At 74.6% G+C, this 26,402-nt stretch carries 18 protein-coding genes; 7 read left to right on the top strand and 11 right to left on the bottom strand.

The window, feature by feature from the left end:
* Positions 1–12: 12 nt before the first annotated feature.
* From OEB99_RS12925 to OEB99_RS12895, 7 genes are all read right to left on the bottom strand, one after another.
* Positions 13–669 carry a LysM peptidoglycan-binding domain-containing protein gene (locus OEB99_RS12925; RefSeq protein ID WP_263577691.1) on the bottom strand — a complete coding sequence of 219 codons (657 nt, stop codon included), beginning with the start codon at positions 667–669 and terminating at the stop codon, positions 13–15.
* Positions 669–851 carry a hypothetical protein gene (locus tag OEB99_RS12920; RefSeq protein ID WP_263577690.1) on the bottom strand — a complete coding sequence of 61 codons (183 nt, stop codon included), beginning with the start codon at positions 849–851 and terminating at the stop codon, positions 669–671. The genes OEB99_RS12925 and OEB99_RS12920 overlap by 1 nt, the downstream gene beginning before the upstream one ends.
* Positions 852–3,628: 2,777 nt before the next feature.
* Positions 3,629–4,102: a phage tail protein gene (locus OEB99_RS12915; RefSeq protein WP_263577689.1), complete on the bottom strand. Its 474-nt coding sequence runs from the start codon at positions 4,100–4,102 to the stop codon at positions 3,629–3,631.
* Complete coding sequence (locus OEB99_RS12910; protein WP_263577688.1) at positions 4,089–4,268, bottom strand: DUF6760 family protein; 180 nt, start codon at positions 4,266–4,268, stop codon at positions 4,089–4,091. Before OEB99_RS12910 ends, OEB99_RS12915 begins: the two co-directional genes overlap by 14 nt.
* 3 nt (positions 4,269–4,271) lie before the next feature.
* The gene (locus tag OEB99_RS12905) at positions 4,272–4,784 is read right to left on the bottom strand and encodes a hypothetical protein (protein ID WP_263577687.1); all 513 of its coding nucleotides are present in this window, start codon (positions 4,782–4,784) and stop codon (positions 4,272–4,274) included.
* On the bottom strand, positions 4,781–5,260 hold the full coding sequence (locus OEB99_RS12900) for a phage tail protein (protein ID WP_263577686.1): 480 nt from the start codon (positions 5,258–5,260) through the stop codon (positions 4,781–4,783). The genes OEB99_RS12905 and OEB99_RS12900 overlap by 4 nt, the downstream gene beginning before the upstream one ends.
* Before the next feature lie 40 nt (positions 5,261–5,300).
* A complete protein-coding gene (locus OEB99_RS12895) occupies positions 5,301–6,869 on the bottom strand; it encodes a phage tail sheath family protein (RefSeq protein ID WP_263577685.1) in 1,569 nt (522 codons plus the stop codon).
* A 264-nt stretch (positions 6,870–7,133) separates the two neighbouring features.
* Between OEB99_RS12895 and OEB99_RS12890 the strand changes: the two genes are divergently transcribed.
* The gene (locus OEB99_RS12890; protein ID WP_263577684.1) at positions 7,134–9,779 is read left to right on the top strand and encodes a helix-turn-helix transcriptional regulator; all 2,646 of its coding nucleotides are present in this window, start codon (positions 7,134–7,136) and stop codon (positions 9,777–9,779) included.
* 42 nt (positions 9,780–9,821) lie between these two features.
* On the opposite strand, the gene OEB99_RS12885 is transcribed toward OEB99_RS12890, so the two are convergent.
* A complete protein-coding gene (locus OEB99_RS12885; RefSeq protein WP_263577683.1) occupies positions 9,822–11,381 on the bottom strand; it encodes a VldE C-terminal domain-containing protein in 1,560 nt (519 codons plus the stop codon).
* A gap of 307 nt (positions 11,382–11,688) precedes the next feature.
* Between OEB99_RS12885 and OEB99_RS12880 the strand changes: the two genes are divergently transcribed.
* Together OEB99_RS12880 and OEB99_RS12875 are read left to right on the top strand one after the other, a co-directional pair.
* Entirely contained in the window at positions 11,689–15,222 is a 3,534-nt protein-coding gene (locus tag OEB99_RS12880) for a DUF4214 domain-containing protein (RefSeq protein ID WP_263577682.1), read from the top strand.
* Positions 15,223–15,301: 79 nt separating this feature from the next.
* Entirely contained in the window at positions 15,302–16,192 is an 891-nt protein-coding gene (locus OEB99_RS12875) for a CAP domain-containing protein (RefSeq protein WP_263577681.1), read from the top strand.
* Positions 16,193–16,212: 20 nt separating this feature from the next.
* Here OEB99_RS12875 and OEB99_RS12870 read toward each other — a convergent pair whose 3' ends face one another.
* Positions 16,213–19,980 carry an EAL domain-containing protein gene (locus OEB99_RS12870; RefSeq protein ID WP_263577680.1) on the bottom strand — a complete coding sequence of 1,256 codons (3,768 nt, stop codon included), beginning with the start codon at positions 19,978–19,980 and terminating at the stop codon, positions 16,213–16,215.
* A 251-nt stretch (positions 19,981–20,231) separates the two neighbouring features.
* Between OEB99_RS12870 and OEB99_RS12865 the strand changes: the two genes are divergently transcribed.
* Together OEB99_RS12865 and OEB99_RS12860 are read left to right on the top strand one after the other, a co-directional pair.
* Positions 20,232–20,819, top strand: coding sequence for a TetR/AcrR family transcriptional regulator (locus OEB99_RS12865; protein WP_263577679.1), 588 nt, complete (start codon positions 20,232–20,234; stop codon positions 20,817–20,819).
* A gap of 1 nt (position 20,820) precedes the next feature.
* On the top strand, positions 20,821–21,210 hold the full coding sequence (locus tag OEB99_RS12860) for a hypothetical protein (protein WP_263577678.1): 390 nt from the start codon (positions 20,821–20,823) through the stop codon (positions 21,208–21,210).
* Between the two features lie 19 nt (positions 21,211–21,229).
* Here the strand turns inward: OEB99_RS12860 and OEB99_RS12855 are convergent, their stop codons facing one another.
* Positions 21,230–22,657 carry a threonine/serine exporter family protein gene (locus OEB99_RS12855; protein ID WP_263577677.1) on the bottom strand — a complete coding sequence of 476 codons (1,428 nt, stop codon included), beginning with the start codon at positions 22,655–22,657 and terminating at the stop codon, positions 21,230–21,232.
* An 82-nt stretch (positions 22,658–22,739) separates the two neighbouring features.
* A complete protein-coding gene (locus OEB99_RS12850) occupies positions 22,740–24,392 on the bottom strand; it encodes an MFS transporter (RefSeq protein ID WP_263577676.1) in 1,653 nt (550 codons plus the stop codon).
* Positions 24,393–24,468: 76 nt separating this feature from the next.
* Here OEB99_RS12850 and OEB99_RS12845 point away from each other — a divergent pair, with 76 nt between their 5' ends.
* Entirely contained in the window at positions 24,469–25,044 is a 576-nt protein-coding gene (locus OEB99_RS12845; RefSeq protein ID WP_263577675.1) for a TetR/AcrR family transcriptional regulator, read from the top strand.
* 97 nt (positions 25,045–25,141) lie between these two features.
* A complete protein-coding gene (locus OEB99_RS12840) occupies positions 25,142–26,362 on the top strand; it encodes an ROK family protein (RefSeq protein WP_263577674.1) in 1,221 nt (406 codons plus the stop codon).
* Positions 26,363–26,402: the final 40 nt, after the last annotated feature.

The following is a 26,402-nucleotide window of genomic DNA, read 5'->3' as shown; positions in this document are numbered from 1 at the left end:
GCTCGGGCCACGTCACACCTCCGACCGGGGGATCGACAGGAGCGCACCGGGGCGCAGGGCCAGGGGGTCCTCGATGCCGTTCGCGACCGCGAGCGCCCGCCACCGGGTCGAGTCGCCGTAGTACTTGGCTGCGATCCGGTCGAGGGTCTCGCCGGGCTGCACGCGGTGCACCCGATGCGGGTCAGGGGTGCCGGACGTCGGGTTCTGCCGGCCGAAGGCGTTGGACTTCTCGTACTGCCGCAGGACGAGGTTCATCGTGGCGCGCAGCGGGGTGCCGGTCGACGAGAAGTACGTGAACGTCAGGTCGAGCTGGTGGATCACTGCCTTGAACGAGTGCAGGTCGCCCCAGTGGAACGTCACGTACGGCGGGCGGCCTTCACCGGACGCCTCGTCTGCGCCGGGCAGCGTGTAGTCGACCTCCATCAGGTCGAGGATCTTCCCGGTGTACGTCGAGACGTCGCTGCCGTCGCTCGTGGTGTCGAAGAAGAGCTCGACGGCCATGGTCCCGGACTGCGCGCCGGCGTAGCGCAGCCGGGGCACGCCTCGTCCCGGCATGGAGTCGCCGCGCCAGCTGTTGCTGCGGCTGATCGCGAGCTGGGCGGGGTTGAACAGGCAGGGCAGCCGGTCGCCGCTCTCGGTCTCCAGGAATGCCTTCTCGACGTCGGCCATCAGAAGACCCCCGGGAAGCGGGTGCGTCCGCGACGCTCGAGCTCTTCGGCCAGCCGGTCCTCGACCCGCAGGACGATCCGGTCCACCAGCTCCTCGCTCTGGACGAGCCTGGCCGCGACCGCCGTGACCAGGTCGGGGGAGTCGCCGTCCGGCTCGTACTCGCTCGATGTGGGCACGGCCATGTCGGCTCCCTCGCGGTTGCGGCGGATCGTCGGAGGGTTCGGCTGTCCCGTGGTGCCGGTGAAGGCACCGGCGGCCTCGGCGGCGACCAGGGCGCGCAAGGTCGCGGAGGCGCCGGCAGGTGGTGCGGTGGTGCGGGGCGCCGAGGCCGAGGCGGGCGTGGAACGGCGGATGGTCGGTGCGTCGGCGGGGTGCGGCGGTTCGACGGGGCGCGCCTCGACGGTGCGCGGCGCGGAACGGGGCGGGAGGACAGCGCGGTCGGCCGTGCGCTGCACCCCGGTCAGCTCCAGAGGCGCGGTCGCCGATCGCCGCAGAGCCGCACCCGTCCGGCGGGTGGGCGCAGCGGTGCGGGACGGCGTGCGGGACGAGGCAGCGGGGGTCGCGGGCGATACGGGAGGGGACACGGGTGTCGTGCGGCGCACGGTCGGCCGGACCGGAGGGGTCGAGCCCCCGGGTGCGCCCGGCGAGCGCCCACCACGGTTCGGCGTGGGGCTCGGTGCCGCTGCGGCCCGTCCCGCGCCCGGCCCGCGCGAGGCGTCACGGCGGTGGGTGCCGACCAGTGGCCGTGGCGCGGCGCCGGGCGGGGCGACGATGCCCAGCGACCAGAAGCCGGCGTGGACGTCGGCCGCGGGCCGCGTCGCGCGCCGGATGGGTGCGGCCTCCCCGGCCAGTGGCGCGCGGGACGGCGTGGCCGCGGACGTGACGGCGCGCGCGGCCGTGGTCGCATCGGCGACCTGTCCGGCGGCTGCCGGCACGGGCGTGGCCGCCGTGCGGCTCACCGGAGGTGGAGGAGCGGACCGGTCCGGCGATGCCGGAGGCCCCAGTGGGCCGCTGGTGGACGGGGCGCTCGGGGGACGGGCGTCGACGGCGGGCGTGGGTCTGGTCGGTGTCGGTGCCGTGCGTGGTCGGGTTGTGGGCGCGGGTTCGGTGCGTTCGCCTCGGGCCGCCACCGGTCGGACGGCCCGCCCGGCGCTCGCAGCAGCCGTTCTGAGCAGGCCGTCGGCGGATCGCCGCACGGTGAGCCGGTCGGCGGCCACCGGCAGGCCGGTGTACCGCCGGACCCGGGACGTGGCGGGAGCCCGTGCCGCGGCAGCCGTCGGGGCGGGGGCCTGCGGCGACGCGTCGGCGCCGCGAGCTGGGGCGGGCGCGGGCGCGGACGGTGGGACGGCTTCGGAAGCCGGTCCGGGAGCAGCGGGTCCGGGAGCAGCGGGTCCGGCAGCGGTGGTTCCGGGGGCGCCGGCTCCGGGAACGCTGGCCCCGGGGGCGCTGGCTCCGGGGGCCTGGGCCCCAGGGCCGGTCGTGGGTCGCGGAGCGGTGGCTCCGCCGGCGGCGGCTGCGGACGACGCGGGACCCGGTGACGAGGGGCTGGACGGTGCGCCCGGTCCCGGTCGCGACCCGAGAGTCGGCGCCGTGCGGCGGGCTGCCGTGGGCGCGGCGGGTGCCGTCGGCGCGGGTGGGGCAGGAGCCGGTGCGGTGCGTGCCGCGGGGGCGTCGGTGGAGCTCTGTGCCGCCGCCGGGCTCGCGCTGCGCCACAGGCGGGGTGCGGTCGCGGGCTCCGCACCGGCGACCCGGATCCGCACGGGCGCGCCCGCCGCCCGGCGCAGCGTGCGGTGCAGCGGTGCAGCGGTGGCGGCGGCCGGGCCGGTCTCCGTCACCGCCCGGGGGGATGCGTCGAGTGCGGCGGGCAGTCGGCGGACGGTGGGGGTCTCAGCGGCACCGACGGAACCGCCCGGGGTCGGGCCGGCCGATTCCGCGCTGCCGGCCGGACCGGTGACGCGATCGGCTCCGTGCAGGGGGGTCGACTCGTCACCGGCACCGTCAGGGCTCGCAAGGGCCGCGTTCGGCGTAGCGGGCAGGTCGGTGCCGGTGGTGGCGGCCCGCGCCGGTGTCACCGGGGCGTCGGGGGATGCCGCGCCGGTGACACCGGCACCGCGACCCGGCGCAGGTGCCGTGGCGGCGGTCGGTGCCGGGCTGCGCCGGACGGCCGGTTGGGCCCCGAGCGCCGCGCGAGTCGCCGCGGCCCGGCGCCGCAGGTAGCGGCTGACCTGCGGCGCGGGCGGGGGTGAGGCCGGAGCGCCGACCCGACCTGACGGTGCCCGGGCGGGCTCGGAGCCGGACTGCCGGTCGCCCAGGTGCGGGGACGCGGCCGGCGTGCCGCGTGGCGGCACGCCGGGCGTGGTGCCGGTCCCCGTGGGCATCCCCGGCGAACCCTCCCGGCTGTCGGGCCGCGGTGAGCTCGTCCGGCGATGTCGATCGTTCGGCGTGATCATCGCCCCGGCGGCCGCGACGTCCTTCGGCAGTCGCATCGGGACGGTCTTCGGGGCGGTCGTCACGGAGAGACTGCCGGGGCGGTGGTTCGACTCGGTGGGTACGCCACGTGCGGCACGCCTGAGCCCGCGGGCCGGCAGGGCGGTGTGCGGCGACGTCGATCCGCTCGACGTGGAGCGCCCCACGAGGTCCCGGTCCGGGGCGCTGCCGGACGGTGCGGTCGCGCCGTCGGCGGCGTCGTGCGCGGGCCGCCACCAGCGCGGCGAGCGGACGGTCGCGAGGCCGGCCGGGCTGCCGCTGACACTGGCCGGCACACCGATGGACCGTCGCACGGCCAGCGGGCGGCCGGCCGCCGCACCGAACCGGGCCGACCGGGCCGCGACCTGGCCGATCAGCGGCCGCCGCACGTGCGCGGCAACGGGACCGGGGCGCGTGAAGCGTGCCCGGATCGCGGTCGCGAGCGGCGTCGGGGCCGCCTCCGGCGTCCGCCCGTGCGGGGCGTCGGGTTCGCTCACGACGTCTTCGCCCGGAACCCGTTGTGCGCGACCTCGAGCTCCTCGACCAGCAGCTCGGCGCTGTCGACGTTGAACTCGGGCCCGGTCCAGCGCACCGCGAAGACGTCCGTGAACTCCCAGGCACGGAGCCGCTCGCCGGTGTAGCTCACCGCGGTGACCGCGCCGGTGCTGCGCTTGACCTTGTTGCCGTTGGCCGCGAAGTTCTCGCCGGCCGAGTTCGACACCCAGGTGAACAGGGCGTCGCTCTCGACCATGCCGCGGCTGAAGACCAGGTTCGGCCAGTGCAACGTGCCCGGCAGCTTGTGCACGTACTGGCCCTGACCGCCCTCGGCGTACTCGTGGACGTCCACGGTGAGCTCGAGCCCCTTCACGGACCTGAAGGTGCCGATCTCGACGCCGTCGACCTCGAAGATGAACCAGCCGCTCGTCGTGGGGTCGTCACCGAGCGGCTCCCGGTCAGCTGCTGCCACTGTCCCGCACCGCCTCCCACGCTCGTTCGTTCAGGGCCGAGACGGCCCGCACCATGCGGACCCGGTCGAGGTGTTCCAGGTCGAGCAGGTCGGACATCGACCAGTGCAGGTGGTAGGCGAGGTAGGCGATCTCCTGCCAGAGCGCCTCGGCCGGGTAACGGAGCATCGGTCACCTGCCGTCGCGGGGGATCTCCTCGATCGCCGAACGCCCCGGACGCGGGAGGGCGCCCGCGAGGTCCCGCGTCGGGTCGGGCGCTGCCCCGGTGTCCGACCCGACGGCGTCGGCCGACACCGTCGGGGCAGGCGGGGACGCCGGAGCGGACACCGACGAGGTCACCGGTGCCTCGGCTTCGCGCTGGGCGGCGACGAGCTCCTCGTACTCCGCCTGCGTGCCGAAGTTGATCACCCCGTAGAAGTCCTGCAGGAACGCCAGGTCGGCGGCGAACAGCCCCTCGATCTCGTGCGTCGTGACGAGATCGAGGGTGCCGAGCCGTTCGACCACGCGAGCCAGCACGACCACGGTCAGCCGAGGGTCGTCCGCCCCGTCGATCGTGGGGTCGCGCAACGGCTCCAGCTCGTCGCGGGCCGTCGCCAGCCGCATCGTGCCGGTCCGGTGCACGACGCCCTGGCCGTCGACGTACCCACGCGGGAGCGTGAAGTCGTAGCGCGTCTGCAGACTCACTTGACCCGCTCGAGGCGCTCGAGCACCAGCGTGATCGACTCCTTGATGGCGTCGGAGCTGTCGACGCTGAGCTGGTCGGTGGAGATCTTGCTCGGCCACGCGTTGAAGAAGTTGAACCGTGCGACCTCCGTGTGGGCGGCGTCGTAGACCACGATCGACCCGTTCTTGCGGGCGCTCGCGCGGTCGGCCGCGGTCATGCCCTTGTTGCGCACGTCGTTGAACCACTTCCACAGCTTGTCGTCGCCCATGGTGTTCGGCGCGACCCGGGTGAGGGTCAGGTCGCCGGCCTGGGTGGTCTGGCCCAGGGTCTTGATGAGCTGCTGCTTGCCGTCCTTGCCGACCTGCTGGATGGTCGCGACGGAGACCTCGACGTCGAGGCCGGAGACCGACATCAGCGCGGTCATGACCTCGCCGTCGATCTCGAGGAAGAAGTTCTGGGCGATCATCGGATCGACGGTGAACAGTCCTTCAGACACGGGTGCTCCTCAGATCAGAGTGTGGGATCCGGCGGGCGGCTCAGGACGCCGACTGCTTGTTCTGGCTGATGCGGAAGATCACGAACTCGGCGGGCTTCACCGGCGCCAGGCCGACCTCGACGACGAGCTTGCCGGCGTCGATCGACTCGGGCGGGTTGGTGGTCGCGTCGCACCGGACGAAGTAGGCCTGGTCGGCGGAGGCGCCGAACAGGGCGCCGGACTGCCACAGGCCGTGCAGGTAGCCGGTCAGGGTGCGGGTCACGCCCTCCCACAGGGTCACGTCGTTCGGCTCGAACACCGCCCACTGCGTGCCGGTCATGATGGTCGACTCGACCATGTTGAACAGCCGGCGCACGTTGATGTACTGCCAGTCGGTGTCCGAGGTGAGCGTGCGGGCGCCCCAGATCCGGATGCCGCGGGTGCCGAACGGGCGGATGCAGTTGATCCCGATCGGGTTGAGCAGCGACTGCTCGTTCTGGGTGATCGCGCGCTCGACGTCGAGCACACCGCGGATCGTGTCGTTCGCGGGGGCCTTCCAGACGCCGCGGGTGTCGTCGGTGCGCGCCCAGACGCCGGCCACGTGGCCCGACGGCGGGATGAAGACCTCGGCGTTGCCGTTCGAGCCGACCGGGTTCTCGACCTTGATCCACGGGTAGTAGAGCGCGGCGAACGCCGAGTCGTACATCGCCGTGTCGCTGCGCCACTCCTTGATCTGCTGCGGGCCCATCCCGGGCGGGGCGTCGAGCACGGCCATCCGGTTGGAGTGCAGCTCGCAGTGTGCGATCAGCGAGGTCTGCACGGCCTTCCAGAGGGCGAGGTCGATGCTGCCGTCCTCCTTGGTCGCGGCCGTGATCAGGTCGGGGACGATGACCATGGTCACGTCCTCGGCGATCGCGAGGCCGTTGATGCCCGTGCGGGCGGCCTCGGACCCGGCGAACTTGCGCCCGTTGACCGGGGCGGGCACCGGGGCGGCCTTCTTCAGCGCGTACTGGCCGGGCTTGAGGAGCTCGAGCTGGGTCGCGAGGTCGACGTCCTCGGCGAGCTTGACCTCGACCTTGATCTGGGTGGAGGTCTTGTTGATGACGGTCGCGGCATCCCGCGGGCCGCCGAACGTCAGGTCGGGGAACTCCTCGACGGTCTTCCCGCCGACCACGACGTTGATCGTGAACGCGGCGGGGCCGTCGTCCTCCGGGGCCTGGTCGACCGACTCGACCGTCACGGTGACGTCGGCGTCCGGCTCGACGCTGGTGATCTCCAGCGGGTGGCCGAGCGAACGATCCGCGGCCGGCAGCGCGAGCGTCGACGGCTCGCCCGCGGGCGTCGAGTGCGGGATCCGCACGATGTAGGCGAGCGTCCCGCCGTTCTGGAAGAAGCCGAACACCGACAGCGGCAGGATCGCGCCGTCGACGAAGCTCCCGTAGAGCTGCTCGAACTGCGACCAGCTGGTCACCAGCCGTGGGGCGAGACCGTCCGGGTCGTTCGGATCGTCGAGCGGGGCACGCTCGGTGAATCCGACGAAGGCGGCGACGGCGGTCGGTGCCGACGCGAGGACCTTCTGGGACGAGGGAACTTCTTCGACGTAGACGCCGGGCGCGGTGTACGTGGGCACGAGCCCTCCCTGGTGACGCGCCGCTACCTCGTGACGAGGGCGGTGCCGTGGGCGCTGACATGGCGAACGTAGGAGCGGGGCGCTCGGGCGACATCGGTAATACCTACCGATCTCGGGACCTCGGGCCGTTGCGGCCGCCTGGCGCGTTCCGTTGTCGCATTGGTCCCAAACGGGACTAAAGTCCCAACGGCGTTGTGCCGATGCCCGGTCAGAGCCGTGCTGCCGCCCGCTGCGGCGGTCATGGACCGGACGGACGGAGGACGGATGACCGACCTCGCCCCGAGGCCTCCTGCGACGATGCGGGCGACCTCCGCGACGCACGAGCGCCCGCCCACCCGTCAGTGGCCGACCCTCGACCGTCCCGGCGCACGCGCCGCGGTCACCGCAGCGCTGCAGACCGCGCGCAGCGTCCTCGTGGTCGGCGGAGCCGGCGTCGGCAAGACGCACCTGGTCGGATCCGTGCTGGCCGCCCTGCCGGCCGGCCTCCGGGTGGTCTCGCCGTACCTCGACGAGGTGCGGGCGGCCGGGCCGGGCGCCGCGCTCGAGCTCTACGACCCGCGGCCCACCGACGCCGCGCCCGAGCCTGCGGGCGCGGCCGCTCCCGCCGGACCGTGCGACGGCGCCGACGCGCCGCCCCTGCTGCACATCGACTCGGCCCACCTGCTGGACCACGCGGTGGCCACGGCGCTCGCGGTCCTGGTGCGGCGCGGCGAGGCGCAGGTGGTCGCCACGCTCCGGCCGGAGGGGGCCCAGGAGTCTCCGTGGCTCGAGCTGTGGCGCGACGGGTTCGCCGACCGGGTCGACCTGCGCCCGCTCGACGCCCCGCAGACCGCGGAGCTCGTCGCCGCCGCGCTCGGCGGCCCGCTCACCGGGGACACGTCCCGCAGGATCTGGCAACGCACCCAGGGCAACCCGCGGTACCTGCGCGAGCTGATCCGGCACGAGGTCGACAGCGGCACCCTCGCGCCGCACGACGGCGTGTGGGTCGGTCCTGCCGACGCCGACCCGAGCCCGGCCCTGCTCGACGCGGTGGTGCACGACCTCGGCCGCCTCGGCGGCGCCCTGCGGGATGCCCTCGAGCTGGTCGCGCTCGCCGGGCCCGTGCCGGTCTCGGTGCTCGACGGCGTGGTCGACGACACCGCCCTCGACGAGCTCGTCCGCCGGGGTGTGGTCACGATCGGCCGGAGCGGCCCGGGCGGCGGCTCCGGCACGCACGCGTCCCTGGACCAGCCGCTCGCGCCGGTCGCGACCCTCGAGCCGCCCGCCTACGCCGAGGCGGTCCGCGCCCTCGTGCCGCTGGCCCGGCGCCGGCGGCTGTTCGCCATGCTGCGCGCCGAGCGGCCGGGCTTCCCGGCGCCGCACCTCTCGGCAGCAGGCCTGGTGCGCTCGGTGCTGTGGGCGCTCGAGTGCGACATCCACCAGACGGGCGAGCGACTGCTCCGGGCGGCCCGCGCCGCGACCACGCTGCGCCGGCCCGAGGTGACGGTCCAGATCACGAGTGCCGCGCTGCGGCAGAACCTCGGTGCGGTCGGTCTGCGGGCCGACGCGCTGCTGCTGCGTGCGCAGGCCTGGTGGCTGGTCGGCGAGCCGGGTCGGGCCGCTGCCGACCTGCTCGAGGTCGCCGGCCGGCTGGCGGCGGACGACACCGGCCCCGAGCACCGGATGCGGCAGATCCGCTTCGCGCGGCAGACGGCCGACCTGTACCAGTACCGCGGCGACGAGCTGGACGAGACGTTCGCCCTGATCGACGCGTTCCTGGGCGACCTCGATGACGACCCCGAGCTGCGGACCGCGCTCCAGGCATGCCGGCTGACCCGGCTCGGTACGGCGGGCCGGTTCGCCGAGAGCGTCGGGCCGTCGGTCGAGCTCCTCACCTCCGCCGGCCACCGGTCGTCCGAGGTGCTCCAGCTGGCGGCGCCGACCATCGTCGGCCTGGCCGGCGCCGGCCGGCTCGACGACGCCGTCGAGCTCGGCATCCGCAGCCTCCGGGCCGCCGAGGTCCACGAGGGCCGCTACCCGTGGGTCGTCGCCGACATCCGCTCGACCGTCGTGCTGGCGCAGCTCTGGTCCGGCGAGGTCGAGGCCGCCGAGGACTCGGCGTCGCTGCTCGGCCACGCCGACCGGGCCAGCACGCGTCAGTACGGTGCGGACGACATCGCGCAGGGGCTGCTGGCCGCGGCGCGTGGCCGGTGGAGCGACGCGTTCCAGGCCCAGCACGTCGCGGGGGTCGGCCTGCGCCTGGTCGACCCCTACGGCATCGCCGCGTACGCGCGGGCGGCCCAGGCGGTGGCCGCGGCCGCGCTCGGGGACACGGTCGAGGCGCACCGGCTGATCGAGGCGTCACAGCTCGCGCCGAGCCGGGCGTCGTCCATGATCGAGCCGGAGCTCCGGCTCCAGGTGCTGGACGCACGGCTGTGGCTGTCCGACCCGTCGCTGCGCGCCGAGGCGCTCGGCCTCGCCCACTGGAGCGCCGAGCGCGGGCTGCACCGCATCGAGCTCGAGGCGCTGCACCGGATGCTGGTCGGGGGCTACCTCGCCGGCGCCGCGGACCCGACGGACCGTGCGGTGCTGGCCCGGGTGCGCGACCTCGCGCGGGTCGTGCAGGGGCCGCGCGCCGCAGCGCTCGCCGCGCACGCGGACGCGCTCGTCGAGCACGACGTCGAGCTGGCCAGCGTCGGGGCGCAGACGCTGTGCGAGCTGGGGCTCTGGCTCCCGTCGGTGGCCGTGGCGACCCGCCTGACCCCGCGCGAGCGCGAGATCGCCGGCCTCGCGGCGGGCGGGCTGAGCAGCCGCGCGATCGCGGAGCGCCTCACGGTGTCGGTGCGGACCGTGGACAGCCACCTGTCCCGGGTGTTCGCGAAGCTCGGCGTGCGCAGCCGCCGGGAGCTGCGCGGCGTCCGCGACCTCTGACCGGGTCGGGACCACCGGGCGAGAGAGCTCGCCTCGGCCCGCCTAGAAGACCCGCATCGTGCCGCCGGTGCGAACCGGCCAGAACTGCGGGCTCGTCGCCTCCACCAGCCGGTCCATCAGCCATCGGTAGAGGTCGGTGAGGACGCCGACGGTGTAGGCGTGCGAGCGGGCCGCGCTGACCGCGGTCGCCGCCTGCGTCCCGTCGGACCGGATGATCCACGCGTCCAGCCAGTCGGTGCCCAGCTCACGCGACAGCAGGTCGGCCCAGACCTGCTTCGCGTACCGGACCATCGAGTCCTGGCCCGCCGGCGTCCCCGCCATCCACCACGAGGTCCGCTCGTAGGCGCCCGCCCAGGTCAGCGACACGTGCACGTGGTCGGTGTGCGGCTTGGGGCCGTAGTAGTCGTGCCACGCGGCGTCCGCGCTGGTGTTCATCCAGATCTGCTTGTTCCAGATGATGTACATCACGCCGAGTCGGCGTGCGTTGTAGCCCACCTTGCCGTCCGGCCCGATCGCCGTGAGCCACTGCACGAAGGCATCTCCCGCGGCCTTCTCCTCGGGCACGTTCACGCTCAGGGCCCAGTCGAAGGCGCGACCTTCCTTGTGCTCGCTCGTCGTACCGATCGAGCAGTCCCGGCTGATCCCGGACAGGTGCCCCTGGCCGAAGTACGAGATCGCGAGCTGGGCGAGGTAGACGGTGCCCGGCTTGGGGGCCGGGTCGCAGAAGACCTGCGGGTCGTAGGCCGGGTAGGTGTCCACGCCGACCGCCGCGACCGACAGCGGCGCCGGCCCCTTCGGGACGGAGGTGAGCACCGGCAGCGGCGTGGTCCGCAGCGGCGTGGTGGTCGTGGTCACGGCGGGCGGCACGGTCAGGGGCGCGGTCGACGAGACCGGTCGGGCCGGCACCACGGCGGGCGGCTTCACCGTCGTGATCGGCCCGGCAGCCGGCTCGGCGTCCTGCGCCGGTTCCTCGGAGAGGCCGTCGGTGGTGTCAGCGGGGTCCTCGGACAGCCCGTCGGTGGGCTCGCCGGGTGTCTCGGAAGCGGGGTCCTCGGCCGGGGTGCCGGGCTCGCCGGTGGAGCCGTCGGACGGCGGGTCGGCCACGTCCGGGTCGGTGCTGCCGTCGGTCGCCGGGTCCTCGGTCGGGTCGGTGGAGCCGTCGCCCGGGTCCTCGGTCGCGTCACCCGTCGACCCGTCCCCGGCGGGGCACTCGGAGCTGTCGGAGCTTGAGTCGGAGGGCGCGCCGTCGGGGTCCGGCTCGGCCGTCGCCGGGTCCTCGGTCGCGCCGTCGGTGGCGGTGGCGTCGCCCGAGCCGTCCGTCGGCGGATCGGTGTCGTCGGCCGGATCGCAGGCGGTGTCGTCCCCGCCGGCGTCGGCCGGATCGCCCGGTTCGGTGGCGTCGCCGTCCGTGGTCCCGTCCGTGGCGCCGCTGCCGTCGGTCGAACCGTCGCCGCTCTCGTCCCCGGTCGCGGTGGGGTCGCTGCCCTCGGCGGCAGCCGTCTCCTCGCCCGCGCCCGTCTCGTCCGCAGCGGCCATCCCCGGGCTCGCCAGCACGAGCGAACCCGCCAACGCGACCGCAGCCAGCCTGAGGATCGAACGCATGGCTCCCTCGAGGTCCTGAGCACGACACCGGGCGGGGCCGGACGTCTCGTCACCGGTCGTGTACGAGCGACAGTACGCCGCGGTCCGTGGCGCGGGAACCCCTCCGCGACGCGGTCTTGGTGCCGTCGCGGGCCGGCTCCACCCGTGCTCGTCGGCGCCGCGGCGGCGCCCGAAACGTCCCTTTTACGAAGTGTTCACCCTTTCGATGGAAAGTGGGCACGGCGTCCGTTTTGGGCCCGTACGCTGGCCGCCAGAAGGTGGTCGCCGTCGCGACCCCGGCGGTGTGCTTCGGCGGAAGGAGGCGGCGGTGCGATCTCGATGGTCGGCGCGTGCGCTGTCAGTCGGTGTCGGTGCTCTGGTCCTGAGCGGGGTGGTCGTCCCGCCTGCGCTCGCCGACACCGCACCGGTCGACCCGAGCCTGCCGGCGACCGTGTCGAGCGACCCGTTGCCCACCGTCCAGATCGACGGCGTGGTGTGGAACCAGCTGATCGTCGGCAACACGGTCTACGTCGGTGGCGAGTTCACCTCGGCCCGGCCGGCCGGGGCGGCGGCCGGGACCGACGAGGTGCCGCGGTCCAACCTGCTCGCCTACGACCTCACGACCGGTGAGCTCATCACCTCCTTCGCGCCGGTGGTCGACGCCCAGGTCAAGGACCTCGCGCTGTCGCCCGACGGGACGACGCTCTACATCGCCGGCTCGTTCACCTCGATCGACGGCCAGAGCCGGTACCGGGCCGCCGCGTTCGACGTCGCGACCGGAGCGCTCACCTCGTGGCGGCCGGTCGTCAACTCGCGGGTCAACGCGATCGACGCCACGGCCACCACCGTCGTGATCGGCGGCATCTTCACCGCGGTGGGCAGCGAGACCCACGTCGGCGTCGCGGCGGTGGACACGGCGACGGGTGCGCCGCTCCCGTTCGCGGCCTCGGCCGACGACCACGCGGTGCTCGGGCTGGCCATCGCTCCCGACGAGGCGTCGGTGGTGATCGCCGGGAACTTCACCTCGGTCAACGGCTCGAGCGACCCGGGCTACGGCCTGGCCCGGCTGGACCTGACCACCGGAGCGAACCTGGCGCTGCCGGTGGACTCGGTGATCCGGGACGCGGGGGACAACTCCGCGGTCCTGAGCCTGGAGGCCGACGACACCTCGTTCTACGGGACGGGGTACCACTTCGCCCGGGCGGGCAACAGCGAGGGCGTGTTCGCGGCGAGCTGGGCCACCGGGGAGCTGACCTGGCTCGAGGACTGTCACGGCGACACCTACTCGGCCTACCCGGTCGGTGACGTCGTCTACGCGGCCAGCCACAAGCACTACTGCGGCAACTCCGGGAGCTTCCCGCAGACCACGCCGTGGACGTACCACCACGCGACGGCGATGACCAACGCGGCGATGGGCGTCAACACGAGCGACTACCTCGGGTACCCGGACCACCCGGGTACCCCGTCGCCGGCGATCCTCGCCTGGTGGCCGCGGTGGACCCCGGGGACCTACACCGGGGTCGGCCAGGGTCCGTGGACGGTGACCGGCAACGCGGACTACGTGCTGTACGGCGGTGAGTTCACCGAGGTCAACGGTGTGGGCCAGCAGGGTCTGGTGCGGTTCGCCCGCAGCGGCCTCGCGCCCAACGAGGACGGACCGCGGCTCACCTCGTCGACGTTCCTGCTGCGCGCCACGACGAGCGCCACGGGCGAGGTCCACCTGACCTGGACCGCGAACTGGGACCGGGACAACGAGACGCTGACCTACCGGCTCTACCGCTCGTCGACCTCGTCGACCCCGCTCGTGGAGCGCACGGTCACGGCGGAGTTCTGGGCCCTTCCCGTGATGGGCTACACCGACACCGGGCTGACCCCGGGCGCGAGCGAGCGCTACCGGGTCACCGCGACCGACGCGTTCGGCAACGTCGCGATGTCCGACTGGGTGACCGTGACCGTGGCGGGTTCGGGCAGCACCGGGGGCTACCTGGCCCAGGTCCGGGCGGACGAACCGGTCGCGTTCTGGCGCCTGGGCGACTCGTCCGGGTCCACCCTGGCCGCCTCGATCGGGTGGGACGACCTCACGGCGTCCTCGGGTGTCTCGCTGGGCTCCTCGGGTGCGATCGACGGCGACGCTGATGCCGCGGCGACCTTCGACGGCACGAGCGACGGCTTCGCGGTCGGCAGCGTCGGGGACAACGGCCGGTCGTCGTTCGCCGTCGAGGCGTGGTTCCAGACGTCGTCGGCCGACGGCGGCATGATCGTCGGCTGGGGCAACCGGCAGAACGCCGCGTCGAACACCGTCAACCGGCACCTGTACGTGGACGCCGGCGGCCGGCTGAGCTTCGGGATCACCGCTCTGAGCTTCTACACGCTCCGCAGCCCGACCGTGGTGAACGACGGCGAGTGGCACCACGCCGTGGGCACCTACGCCGACGGCGAGGCGTCCCTCTACCTCGACGGCGAGCTCGTCGCGTCGCGCAGCGACATCGAGATGATCCGCCAGCTGTGGGGCTGGTGGCACGTCGGCGGCGACCGGATGACGAACTGGCCGAACCGGCCGGCGAGCGACTTCCTCGCCGGGACGGTCGACGACGTCGCGATCTACCCGGCGCCGCTGACGGCCGGGCAGGTCGCTCAGCACTGGCTGCTCGGTACCACCGGAGAGCTGCCGGCCGCGGTCGCCTCGACCGTGCCGGCGGCCGCCGCCACCGACGCGGCGGTCGGCGGGACGGTGTCGGCGGTGCTGTCGGCGGGTGTCGTCGCCGGGACGCCGGAGCTGGCGCTGACCGGGCCGTCGGGTGCGGTCGTCGGGTCGAGCGTGTGGGACGCGGCCGCGCGGCGCGTGACGTTCACGCCGGCGTCCGCGTTGGCGTACGGGTCGACCTACTCCGCCGTGGTCACGGCCGCAGGCGGGATGGTGTCCGGCGGGTCGTGGTCGTTCACGACGGTCACGCAGCCCGCTGCGGTGGTGTCGACGACGCCGGCGTCGGGTGCGCCGGCCGTGGCGGTGTCGTCGACCGTGTCGGCGGTGCTGTCGGCGGGTGCCGTCGCCGGGACGCCGGAGCTGGCGCTGACCGGGCCGTCCGGTGTGGTCGTCGGGTCGAGCGTGTGGGACGCGGCCGCGCGGCGCGTGACGTTCACCCCGGCGTCCGCGTTGGCGTACGGGTCGACCTACTCCGCGGCGGTCACCGCCGGCGGTGCCGCGGTGTCCGGCGGGTCGTGGTCCTTCACCACGGCAGCGGATCTCTCCGCCACGCAGCGGTACATCGTCCATGTGTACCGGGACCTGTTCCACCGGTACCCGGACGCGGGCGGCCTGGCGACGTGGACCACGGCACTCCAGTCCGGCACCCCGCGGGTCGCCGTCGCCAACTCGATCACCGGCTCGACCGAGTACCGGAGCCGCCTGATCAGAGGGATCTACTGGAAGTACCTCGGTCGCTCGGCGGAGCCGGCGGGCCTGGAGTACTGGCTCGAGCAGATGCGCCAGGGCCGAACCACGACCGATCTCGAGGTCGGGTTCCTGGCGTCGGCCGAGTACTACGCGCAGGCGGGCGGCACCGACGCGACCTGGGTCCAGCGGCTCTACCGGCACGTCCTGGGTCGGTCCGCGTCGTCCAGCGAGGTCCAGTACTGGACCGCGCGGATCCCGTCCCTGGGCCGCGCCTCGGTGGCCCGCGGGTTCGTCCTCTCGTCGGAGTACCTGACCGGTGTGGTCGACGGCTACTACGTCGACCTCCTGGGGCGGCACATCGACCCGGCCGGCAGGCAGACCTGGGTCACGGCGATCCAGCGGGGCTCGCGGCTCGAGGAGATCATCGGCTCGATCGTCGCCAGCGAGGAGTACTACAACAAGAGCTGACCGGCGCACGGGTCCCGGGCCGTCGCGCTCGGTGCCGGGCTAGGGTGGGGCGCCTGTCCGGCCGTCATCACCTGGGGGAGTGATCGCGATCCGAACGCGGGATGTCCGTCGTACCGACCTGCCCGGCCGCGATGCCGGGGCCTCGCGCCGGCACTGCGCCGAGCGCCGCACCGGGCGGGTCGCGACCGTCGCGGTGCCGTCCGCGGCCGTGGTGGCCGCCGTGCTCGCCGCGGTGCTCGCCGGCCGCTCGGTGGGCGGTGCCGGGACCGACGTCGCGGCCGCCCCGTCGGCGCGCCCGGCGGTCACGTCGCCCGCGGCGTGGACCTACTCGCCGGATCCCGCCGCGTCACCGTCCGCCGAACCGTCCTCGACCCCTGGCGGCCCGTCGCCGACGGCAGAGCCCTCGGTCCCCGCGACGGCGTCCCCGTCCGGGACGCGGTCTCCCGGCGCGGACGGCTCCGCGCCGGCCACGAGCGCTCCGCCCACGTCGGCGGCGGTGACCACGGCACCACCCCCGGTCGCGGCGCCGCCGGCCACGTCCGCACCGCCGGTGACCACGGCACCGGCCGATCCCGCCGACACCGCCACCGTCGAGGCGAGGCTCTTCGACCTGCTCAACCAGGCGCGCGCGGACGCAGGTCTCGGCGCGCTCGCGCGCAAGGGCGCCGTCGACTCGGTCGCCCGGGCGTGGTCCACGCACCTCGCGGACGGCGGGCTGGCCCTTGCCCACAACCCGGACTACGCGTCGCAGATCCCGTCCGGGTGGAGCTCGGCGGGGGAGAACGTGGCCTGGATCAACGACAACGGAACCCTCTCGGCCGCCGAGGTCGCGCAGCGGATGCACGATGCCTGGATGGCGTCCGACGGCCACCGGGCCAACATCCTCGGTGCCTACACCACGGTCGGGATCGGCGTCGCGCACGACCCCGCGCACGGCTGGTACCTCACGCAGAACTTCGCGACGTACTGACCGTCCGGGTCGGGCGCGGCTCAGGCAGGCTCGTCGGCGCTCCGAGCGGGTGCGCCCGCCTCGACCACCTGGTTCCGGCCGGCGCGCTTGGCGCGGAGCATCGCCTCGTCGGCGGCGAGGACGCCGTCGGAGTCGGCGCCGCCGGTCCCCAGGCCCACCGAGACGGTGAGCTCGAGACCCGGGGCGAGCGTTCCCCAGTCGAACCCCTCGACGGCCGCACGGACCCGGTGCGCGAGCCGGCGTGCGGCGTCCGCTCCGCCGTGCGGCACGACCACGAACTCGTCGCCGCCGTAGCGCACCAGCAGGTCGCCCACGCGTGACGTGGCCCGCAGGATCCGGCTCAGCACCTGCAGGACGTGGTCGCCGACCGCGTGCGAGTAGCGGTCGTTGACCGACTTGAAGCGGTCGATGTCGACGAACACCACGGCCTCGGGCGCCATGCCCTGTGCGACCCGTCGCAGCAGACGCCGGTTCCCGAGCCCGGTGAGCGGGTCCTCCTCGCTGGCCCGGCCGTGCCGTTCGACGTTGGCGTTGAGCACCCGGATCGAGTCGTGGCCGCCGATCGCCGCGAAGCGGGCGTCGCGCTCGGCCCACGCCAGCGCCATCGACGATGCGGCCACCGCGCGCCACAGCGCGGCAGCGTTCGCCACGTCCCGGGTGGACTCGAGGTCGGCGAGCGCCGTCCGCGCCGCGGTGGCCCAGACCGCGCGTCCGGAGGTCCCGGACACCCGGACCGCCTCGGCGAGGTGTCCTGCGGCGTCGTCGGCGCTGCCGTGGTGCCGTGCCGCCGCGCCGAGCACCAGCTCGAGGACGCCCGTCTCGACGAGCTCGGGACGTCGCTCGTACGTGGCGGCCGCCGTGCGTGCGACCCCGCCGGCGAGCTCGACCTCGCCTTGTGCGTGCCAGCCGGCGGCCTCGAGCACCTGGCCGCGGGCGCGGGACTGCCCGTCGCCCAGCCGCTGCGCGATGGCCTGGACCTGCAGGGCGTGCGTCACGACCCGGGGCGCGAGGCGGGCCGCCTCGTCCTGCCGGTCCACGAGCTGCAGCATCGTCATCCACTGCATGGCCAGGAGCGCGCGCTCGTGCGCCACCACCAGCTCGACGTCCGGCGTGGGGATCCGTCCGATGCTGCGGAGCACCGCGTCGGCGCGTTCGTAGAGGTGGGCCGCCCGCGCCGCACGCACCACGCCGAGTGCCGCGGACAGGTGCCCGGCCGAGCCGGGGCGAACCTGGCGGAGCAGCCAGTCGGCCTCGGACAGGGCGTCGATCGACTCGGTCGTCGCGCCCAGCAACGAGGACGCCTCGGCGACCAGCGCGAGCGCGGTGCTGCGCCACGCCCGGCTCGCTCCGATCACGTCGAACGCGAGGGCCTGGGCGACCTCGAGTGCCTCGGCGAACCGGCCGAGCTCGAGCAGGCCCATCGCCTCCGTGCGGCGCAGTCGCCGTGCGGTGACCTGGTCGCCGACGGCCTCGACGACCGGCCGCAGCGCGCGGGCGCGGTCGACGCCACGCGCCGGGTGACCTCGCAGGACGTCGACGATCACCTCGACCGAGAGCGCGTCGAGCGCCCCGCGGTCGGGCAGGACGGTCAGCTCGGTGCAGGACGCCTCGAGCGCCGAGAGCACCGCGGGCAGTGCCGCGACGGTGGGCACCTCGTGGTGCTGCTGGTAGGTGTTGGAGTGCTCGGTCGGCCCCGCGCCGGGCGTGCGGGCCGGGTGACCGGCGACGGTGCGCGCGCGCCGCGCGACGGGCAGGGGCGTGCTCGACCGCGGGGCGACGGGTGCCGGCGGCTCGGTGCGCGGCCCGGGGACCTCGGGTCCGCCGTCGGCGTCGTCGCGGGGTCGGGGGGCCGTGTCGTGGACCTCTCCGGAGGCGGTGCCGGCGGTCGGCACCGGCGCGGCGGCCGTGCGCTCCGGGACGGCGACGGTGCCGGGTCGGGTCCGGCGGTGCATCGTCCGGGTGTGGTCGCGCAGCGCGGCCAGGCGCGACCCGGCCAGCAGGCACAGCTGCTCGGCGGCGACCACGAGGTCGGGCCCCACGGCGGAACGGGTCGGCGAGATGACCACCAGCAGGTCCGTGAGCTGTCGCCCGTCGCGGACCGGGATGAGCAGCACGCCGCGCACGCCGAGGTCCCGCAGCGAGTCGGTCGCGGCGAACGCGAGGCTCGTGCCCGAGCCGCCGGCGACGCAGGACGACACCCCGGTGAGCAGCGCGGCGAGCTCAGACACCCGAGCCGGCGGCAGCATCGCGAGCGCGCGTCCCTGCGGGCCGACGGCGGCTGTCACGGTGGAGTCGGACATCCGCCACAGGCAACCGGAGGTGAAGTCGACCAGGTCTCGGACACCGGCGAGCGCGGTGCTCGCGACGCTGTCGATCGTGCCCGCCGCCATCACGGCGGGGGTGAACCGGCTCAGCGCGTGCAGCGCGCCCGACGTCTCGGGCCCGATGGTCAGCTGGTCGAGGCGGTCCTCGAGCTGGGCCACGCACCGGCGCACGAGGGCGCGGGCGGTGCTGCTGAGCGGGACCACCGTGTCGACGTTGCAGACGCCGACCACGCGCCCGTCGCTCCGGATCGGCACGGCGATCTCGGCGCGGATGCCGGGCACGGCGGCGCGGTAGCGGGGTTCGGTGGTCACGTCGTCGACCACGACCTCGCGCTCCTCGGCGTAGGCCAGCCCGGTGATGCCGACGCCCGGGTGCAGGCCGTCGAGCGCGAGCCACTGGCCGCGGCGCGCCTGGCAGCGCAGCACGCCACCGCGTTCCAGGTACACGGTCGGCAGCAGCCCGCCCACCGTGGCGATGTGCGCGGCGACCGCCTCGCACGCCTGCGCCTGGCTGGTGGCCGTCGCGAGCGCGATCTCGAGCGTGGCGGAGTGCTCGGTGCCGGCCGGCAGCAGGTCGTCCGCGCCCGGCCGCAGGACGCGTCGGGCCGCCGGGTCGAGGGTCGGCCAGGGACCCTCCGGCCGGGCCACGCCGAAACCCTGCACGAGGTCGACGCCCAGGGCGCGCAGCGCCCGTAGGTCGGCGATGTCCTCCACGCCCTCGGCGACGCTGAGGCCGCCGATCGCCGAGGTGAACGCGTGCAGCGCCTGGACGACCGCGCGTCGCCCGGGGTCGGCGTGGATGCCGTCCACCAGCGACCGGTCGATCTTCACGAACGTCGGGGCGAGCGCCAGCACGTGCGCCATCGAGGCGTACCCGGCTCCGACGTCGTCGACCGCGACGAGGGTGCCGGTCGAGCGAAGCCGGTCGAGGGTCCCGCGCAGCGTGTCGTAGTCCTCGACGGCCTGGTGCTCGGTGATCTCCAGCGCGTGCCGGGGCAGACCGGCCAGGACGTCCGGGAGCCGAGGGTCGAGAACCACCGACGGGCTGATGTTCACCGCGATCGGGGCGCCCTCCGGCGGTGTGCCGAGCTTGGCGGCGGCCTCGAGACAGGCGAGCTCGACGTCGTTGCGCCGGCCGGCTGACGCCGCGACCTCGAGCCACTCCTCTGGGCTGCCGGTCGTGACGTCGGTGCGGGCCAGAGCCTCGTAGGCGACCACGGCGCCGTCGACCAGGCGGACCATCGGCTGCAACGCCATGCCGATCGCCCCTGGTCGGAGCAGCGCGTCGACGAGCGCCGCGGGGGTCGGGTGCTCGCCGGACGGCCCGTTGCCGAGGGGCTCTCGCGCGCCGGCGGCGGGGTCGGCGGTAGCCGTTCCGGCACTGCGCCGTGCGGCACGTGCCGCGGCCGCGGCGCGCGCGATGGCGGGGGGTGGCACGGGCAGCCCGGCAGGACGCGATGGCATCGCGTCTCCGGCGCCCGCTGATCGCCCCCGTCTCACGAACCACCCATCGGCACCGCGACTCACGCCATGAAGGGTCCCAGATCCTGACGCCGTTCGGGCTGGGACCGGCCTGCGGAAACGATCTTCGTGCTCGGGCGCCGCCGGGACGGCCTCGCCCGCGCGACGACGCCTCCGGCGAACGACGTCGGCGCTGGTGAGGACCCTGTCTACTAACAGTGTTAGTCTGTCAGGGGCGAGCGGGGGTGAGAACCGTGCAGCGTGCACCGCTGACCAGGGCGCTGCTCGTCGAGCGCGCGCTCGCGATCGTCGACCGGGACGGGCTCGACGCGCTGACCATGCGACGGCTCGCGGCGGACCTCGGCGTGAAGGCGGCGTCGCTGTACAACCACGTGTCCGGCCGCGACGACCTGCTCGACGGTGCGGTGCGGCTCGTGCGGGCGGAGATGCGCCTGCCGGAGGCGCCGCCCGACGACTGGCGGGAGATGCTCGGCGCGATCTACACCGAGTACCTGAGGGTCCTCGCGCGACATCCGAACCTGGTGCCGCTGGCGGGCCGGCGCACGCCGGGCGAGGAGGTCAGCGGCCTCGAGTACCTGACCCGCGTCGGGTTCGCCCCGCGCGACGCGGTCCGGCTCTGGCAGTCGCTCACGGCACTGGTCACCGGGTTCGCGATGTTCCGCTCCGGGTACGCCGCGAGCGACGCCCGTGGGCTGCCGGCCGGGCTCGCCGATCAGGCCGGTGCGTGGCGCGAGGAGACCTGCACCGAGGCCGTGCGCCTGCTGATGGACGCCTTCGAGCTGCGGCGAGGGGGCACAGCGAAGGAGAACGAGGTGAGGTGACGTGGTGGTCTTCCTCAAGGTCGTGGTGGGCATCCTGCTCGCCGCACACGGCCTGGTGCACCTGCTGTACTTCGTGCCCAAGCCGGACGACCCGACCTGGCCGTTCACCGTCGAGAGGTCCTGGCTGGTGCCCGAGCCGGCGCGGCGCCCGGTGGCGGTCGCACTGGTCGCGGTCACCGTCGTGGCGTTCGTCCTGCTGGGGCTCGCGGTGACGGGGTTCCCGGGGCTGCGGGTCATCTGGCCGGGCCTGGCGGTGGTGGGCTCGATCGCGTCGCTCGCGACCCTGGCCGTCTACTGGAACGCGCAGCTGCTGGCCGGGATCGCGATCGACGTGGTGGTGCTCGTCCTGGCGTTCTGGCGACCCGAGTGGACCGACGGGCTGGGCGGCTAGGTCGCTCGCGTCCCCGAGGTCAGGAGGGCGCGTCCTGCCCGCCCGGCAGCACGGTGCGTGACCACACGCGTCTGGCGCGGGTGCCACCGTGCCGGACGGACGACGCGATGAGCTCACCGAGCGTGACGCCCGCGGCCAGGCCGAGGCCCACGGTCGCGGCACCGAGCAGCACGGTCACGCCGTCCGAGAGCGAGTCGGCCTCGACCACCAGGAACAGGCCGCGGTAGATCGCGAGACCGGGAAGCAGCGGGATGATCGCGCAGGCCGACGTGACGATCGCCGGCACCCGGAGCCGCGGCGCGAACCACTCCGCGGCGAAGCCGACGATCAGGGCGGCGCCGGCGGAGGCGACCGCCGCGCCGACGTTCGCGTCCCGTAGCCCGAGGTAGATCAGCCAGGCCGCGCCGCCGGCCGCGCCGGCCACGGCCGCCGCCCTCAGGCGGGCGTAGGACGCCATCGCCCACGCCGCCGCCATCACCGCTGATGCGGCGACCTGGAGCAGCGCGTTCGCCGTGCCGGTCAGCTCGTCGACGACGACCAGCTGCACCCCGAGCCGGCTGCCGGCGTCCAGGACCGCGCCGATCCCCACCACGATGCCGAGCGTGAGCAGGACGACCTCGAAGACCCGCCCGCTCGCGGTCACCGGGAACCCGCTGAGCGCATCGTCGGCGGCCCCGACCAGCGACAGCCCGGCGAGCAGGACCACGATCCCGGAGGCGACGACGAGGGACGGAGGCAGCGTCTCGAGCGCGATCGGCAGCCGCGGGACCGCGACCAGCAGGAGCACGGCGACGGCCGTCGCGACCGCGGCGCCGCCCGCCTGCAGGAAGAACGGGGGGAGCCCGCGGCGGCCCAGCCACCGCACCACCAGGGTGATCACGGCGGTCGTCGCACCCGCGATCGCCGCGACCGCCCACCCGCCGCCGAGCTGGACGGCGACGGCAGCGGCCATCACGGACAGCAGCAGCGTCACGACCGAGGGGCGGTAGGGCCGGGGGGTCGCGATGACCGCGTCGAGGCGTCGGTGCGCGTCCTCGAGGAACGGCTGTGCCCGCTCGAGGGGGACGTGCGTCGCCGTGACGTCCCGCACCAGGTCGGTGACCCGGGCGAGGCGGTCGTAGTCGGTGGTGCGGGTGGGTGCCACCCGCATCAGGGTCGTCGGGTGGCCGGGTGCCCCGGGGTCGTACGAAACGGTGATCGAGGTGAAGGTCAGGTCCACCTGGAAGCCGTCCAGGCCGAATGCCGCGGCGACGCGCCGGATCGCGCCGGTCACGTCCCCTGCCGACGCTCCGAGCGAGAGCATCGCCTCGCCGGTCCGCAGGCACAGGTCGATCACGCTGCGCACGGCGTCGTCGTCGAGTCCGACGCCCTGCGCGCGGACCGCGACCGGGAAGCCGGGACCTCCCGCGATCGCTCGGGCCAGCCGTGCGCGAACACCCCATCCCATGACGCGACTGTAGAGCCACGTCGACCCGGGTCCGGGGGTCGGTCGCCCGGGTCCGCGACGGCTCCCGAGCGGGGCTCCGGGGCTACGCCGCTGAGGCGGTGGACCGACGTCGTCCCCCGCGCCTGCGGGGCTCCTCGGCGGCCGTGTCGCGCGGGCCCGGGTCGTGCGGTGCGGGCGGCACGTAGGGCAGCGCCCAGGTCGCGGCGAGACCGACCGTGATGACGGCCGCCGCCGCGCCGGTGGTGATCTTGCTGGCGTGGACCAGTGCCGCCGCTCCGGCGTCGCCGGCAACCGCCGTCGACGGGTCGGCCTGCAGCGAGGGGATGACCGAGCCGGCCGAGCTCGTCACGGCCTCGACGAGCTGTCCGCGCGGCGGGTCGGGGACGCCGGCGTCGGCCAGGTGGGTGTCGGTCGACGTGCCGAGCGTGGTCAGCAGCACGGTGCCGAGCACGGCCACGCCGAGGGCCGAGCCGAGCTGCCGGAAGGTGCTCTGCAGCCCGGACGCCTGGCCGGACTCGGCGACCGGGATCTCGGCGAGGATCACGCTGGTCAGCTGAGCGGTCGCCATCCCGACGCCGGTGCCGTAGAGGAAGAGCCAGCCGGCGATCCCCCAGCTGCCCAGGCTCTGGGTCAGCGTGATGGCCAGGCCGGCGACGGCCACGGCCTCCAGCGCGAGACCGAGCCGCACCACCGTGCGCCCCCCGAGGCGTGCCGTGAGCTGGGGCGTGGCGCCGGAGATCAGGAAGGTGCCGATCGCGAGGCTCACGATCAGCCATCCGGTCTGCAGCGCGGTGTAGCCGAGCGCGTTCTGCAGCAGGAGGGGGAGGGTGAAGATCAGCCCGAACTCGCCGAGCGCGACGATCAGCGCGGCGATCGAGCCGTACCGGAACGACCGCACGCCGAGCAGGGACAGGTCCACGAGCACGACGCGCCCGGCCCGGCGGCGGGTGCGCTGGACGGCGACGAACCCGACCATCAGGGCCACGCCGGCGGCCAGCGCCACCGGGATCGGCGACAGGGAGCCGGAGTCCTGGAGCCACCAGCCGTAGGTGCGGCTCTCGATCAGCGCGAAGACGATCGCGCCCATGCCGAACGTCGACAGCAGGACACCCGCCCAGTCCAGGCCCGGTGCGGTGGTCTCGTCCTTGGTCTCCGGGACGACGGTGGCGATCCCGGCGAGCACCGCGAGGCCCACCGGCACGCTCAGCCAGAACGCCCACCGCCAGGAGACGTCGGTGGTGAGCCACCCGCCGACCAGCGGACCGACGGCCGCCATGCCGCCGATCGTGGACCCCCACACCGCGAACGCGATGCCGCGCTCGCGTCCGGTGAACACCGCGTTGAGGGTGGACAGGGTCGCGGGCAGGATCATGGCCGCGCCGGCGCCCTGCACCAGGCGCGCGGCGATCAGTACCGCGCCGGAGCCGGCCGCGCCGGCGGCCACGCTCGCGAGCACGAAGACCGTCATGCCGATCGCGAAGATCCGGCGGCGCCCGTAGAGGTCGCCGACCCGTCCGACGGTGAGCAGCAGGGCGGCGAGCATCAGCGAGTAGACGGCGTTCATCCACTCGGCCTGCGTGGCGCTGAGCCCCAGGTCCTCGATCACCACCGGCAGCGCGACGTTGACGACGGTCGCGTCCATGATGATGAGGGAGACACCGAGTGCGACGGCGGCGAGCGCCCACCAACGGTGCGGGGTGCCCGGGCTGGTCGGGCTGGTGTTGTCGACGGTCATGTCGGCATCATATCGACATAGACGTCGGGAACAACTCGAGGCCGTACCCTGGCGCCCACGACGGAGAGGAGGGCCCGTGCCGAAGATCGACGCGCCGACCGTGGTCGAGCACCACGCTCGCCGGCGTGCGGCCCTGCTCCATGCCGCGGCGGAGATCGTCGCGGACGGCGGTCTGGACGCGCTCACGCTCGCCGCGGCCGGCCGCGCCACGGGGCTCGCGCGGTCGAGCGTGTACCAGTACTTCGACTCGACGCCCGCGCTGATCGCGGCCATGGTCGAGGACCTCATGCCGAGGTCGGGTCACGAGCTCGCGGTCGTGACCGCACGGGCCGGCGACCCACGCGCCCAGGTCGAGGCGTTCGTGGCGGCAGCGCTGCGGACCGCGACCGACCCGACGCACCGCGCGTTGGCCGCGCTCGGAACCGCGTCGCTCCCGCCGGAGTGCGCCGCGCGAGTGGCCGAGCTGCACCGCGACCAGGAGGCGCCGTTGCGGGCTGCGCTCGCCGAGCTCCCGGTGCCCGACCCGGAGCTCACCGCGGCACTGCTGCTCGGCACGGTGCAGGGCGCCGTGCGCGCCGTCGAGTCCGGTCGATCGCTGGACGAGGTGACGCGGCGCACGCTCGCCGTGGTGCGGGCCGTGCTGGGCGACTGAGCGGGGCGCCCCCGCGGGCGGGTGTCGACCGCAGGCGTGGCGGTGTTGCGGATCCTTTCCCTATGACTTAAAGTAAGTGTCGACCGAAGGGGGTCCGATGCCGGAACAGCTCACCACGCGCGAGCTCCGAGCGCGCAACCGCTCCCGCGTCCTGCGGGAGCTGGTGCTGAGCCAGGAGTCGACCCGCGCCGGCCTGGCCCTTGCCCTGGCGTTGTCACCCGCGACGATCACGAACGTCCTCGCGGACCTCGAGGCCGAAGGTCTCGTCGAGGACCGCGGCTCCGTCCCCTCCGACGGGGGTCGCCCCATCGTCAAGGTCGGGATCAGGGCCGGCGGCGCGTACGTCCTCGGCGCGGACGTCGGAGAGAAGGGTGTCGCGGTCGAGCTGTTCGACCTGGCGATGACCCGGGTCGACCGGGAGTTCCGCGACGCGGCGACCCGTGGTGCGAACCCGGCCGAGATCGCGACCGCCCTGCAGGCCGCGGTCGACGCGATCCTGGGTCGCAACACCGCGATCCGGGATCGCGTCGTCGGCCTCGGGCTCGGACTGCCCGGCATCGTCGAGGACGCGGGCGGTTCGCACGCGGGCCACGGGGTCGTGCTCTACGCGCAGAGCCTCGGCTGGCCGGCGGTGCACCTGGACGAGCTCGTCGACGTCCCCGGGCTGCAGGTGCTCGCGGACAACGGAGCCAAGGCGCTCGCCGCGGCCGAGATCTGGTTCGGCTCGGTGCGGGGGGTCGACGACGCCGTCGTCGCGCTGCTCGGGCGAGGCGTCGGTCTGGGGCTGGTCTCGTCGGGCCGACTGCTGCGGGGAGCACGCAGCAGTGCCGGCGAGTGGGGCCACACGAAGATCGCCGCCGACGGCCGGGTGTGCCGCTGCGGTGGCCGCGGGTGCCTCGAGGCCCACGTCGGGAGCGACGCGCTGATCGCCGCGTGGCGCGAGCGCGGTGGTGAGCCGGACGGGTCCGGGTGGCGGGCGCTCGACGCGCTCGTGGCGGCGGCCGATCGAGGCGACGCCGCGGCCGTCGCCGTCGTCGACGAAGCCCTCGGGACCCTGGCGTTGTCGCTCGCCAACCTCGTGAACCTGACCAACCCGCAGAAGGTCGTGATCGGCGGCTGGGTCGGCCTCAGGTTGATGCGATCCCGGCGCGACGAGCTCGAAGCCCGGATCCGGGAGGCGTCGCTGCAGCGCCCGGGCAGCCAGTTCGAGCTCGAGCTCTGCCAGTTCGAGGGGGACTCGGTCGCGCTCGGCGCCGCGCTGCTGCCCCTCGAGAAGCTCATCGAGACGCCGGTGGTCGCAGTGTCGTCCAGAGCCTGACCGCCCTCGCCCACACCCCCCACCCGTGCGGGCCTCGCAC

It is taken from the genome of Actinotalea endophytica (assembly GCF_025717005.1).
In the GTDB taxonomy this organism is placed as follows: Bacteria; Actinomycetota; Actinomycetes; order Actinomycetales; family Cellulomonadaceae; genus Actinotalea.
This window is presented reverse-complemented; position numbering and strand designations above follow the sequence as displayed.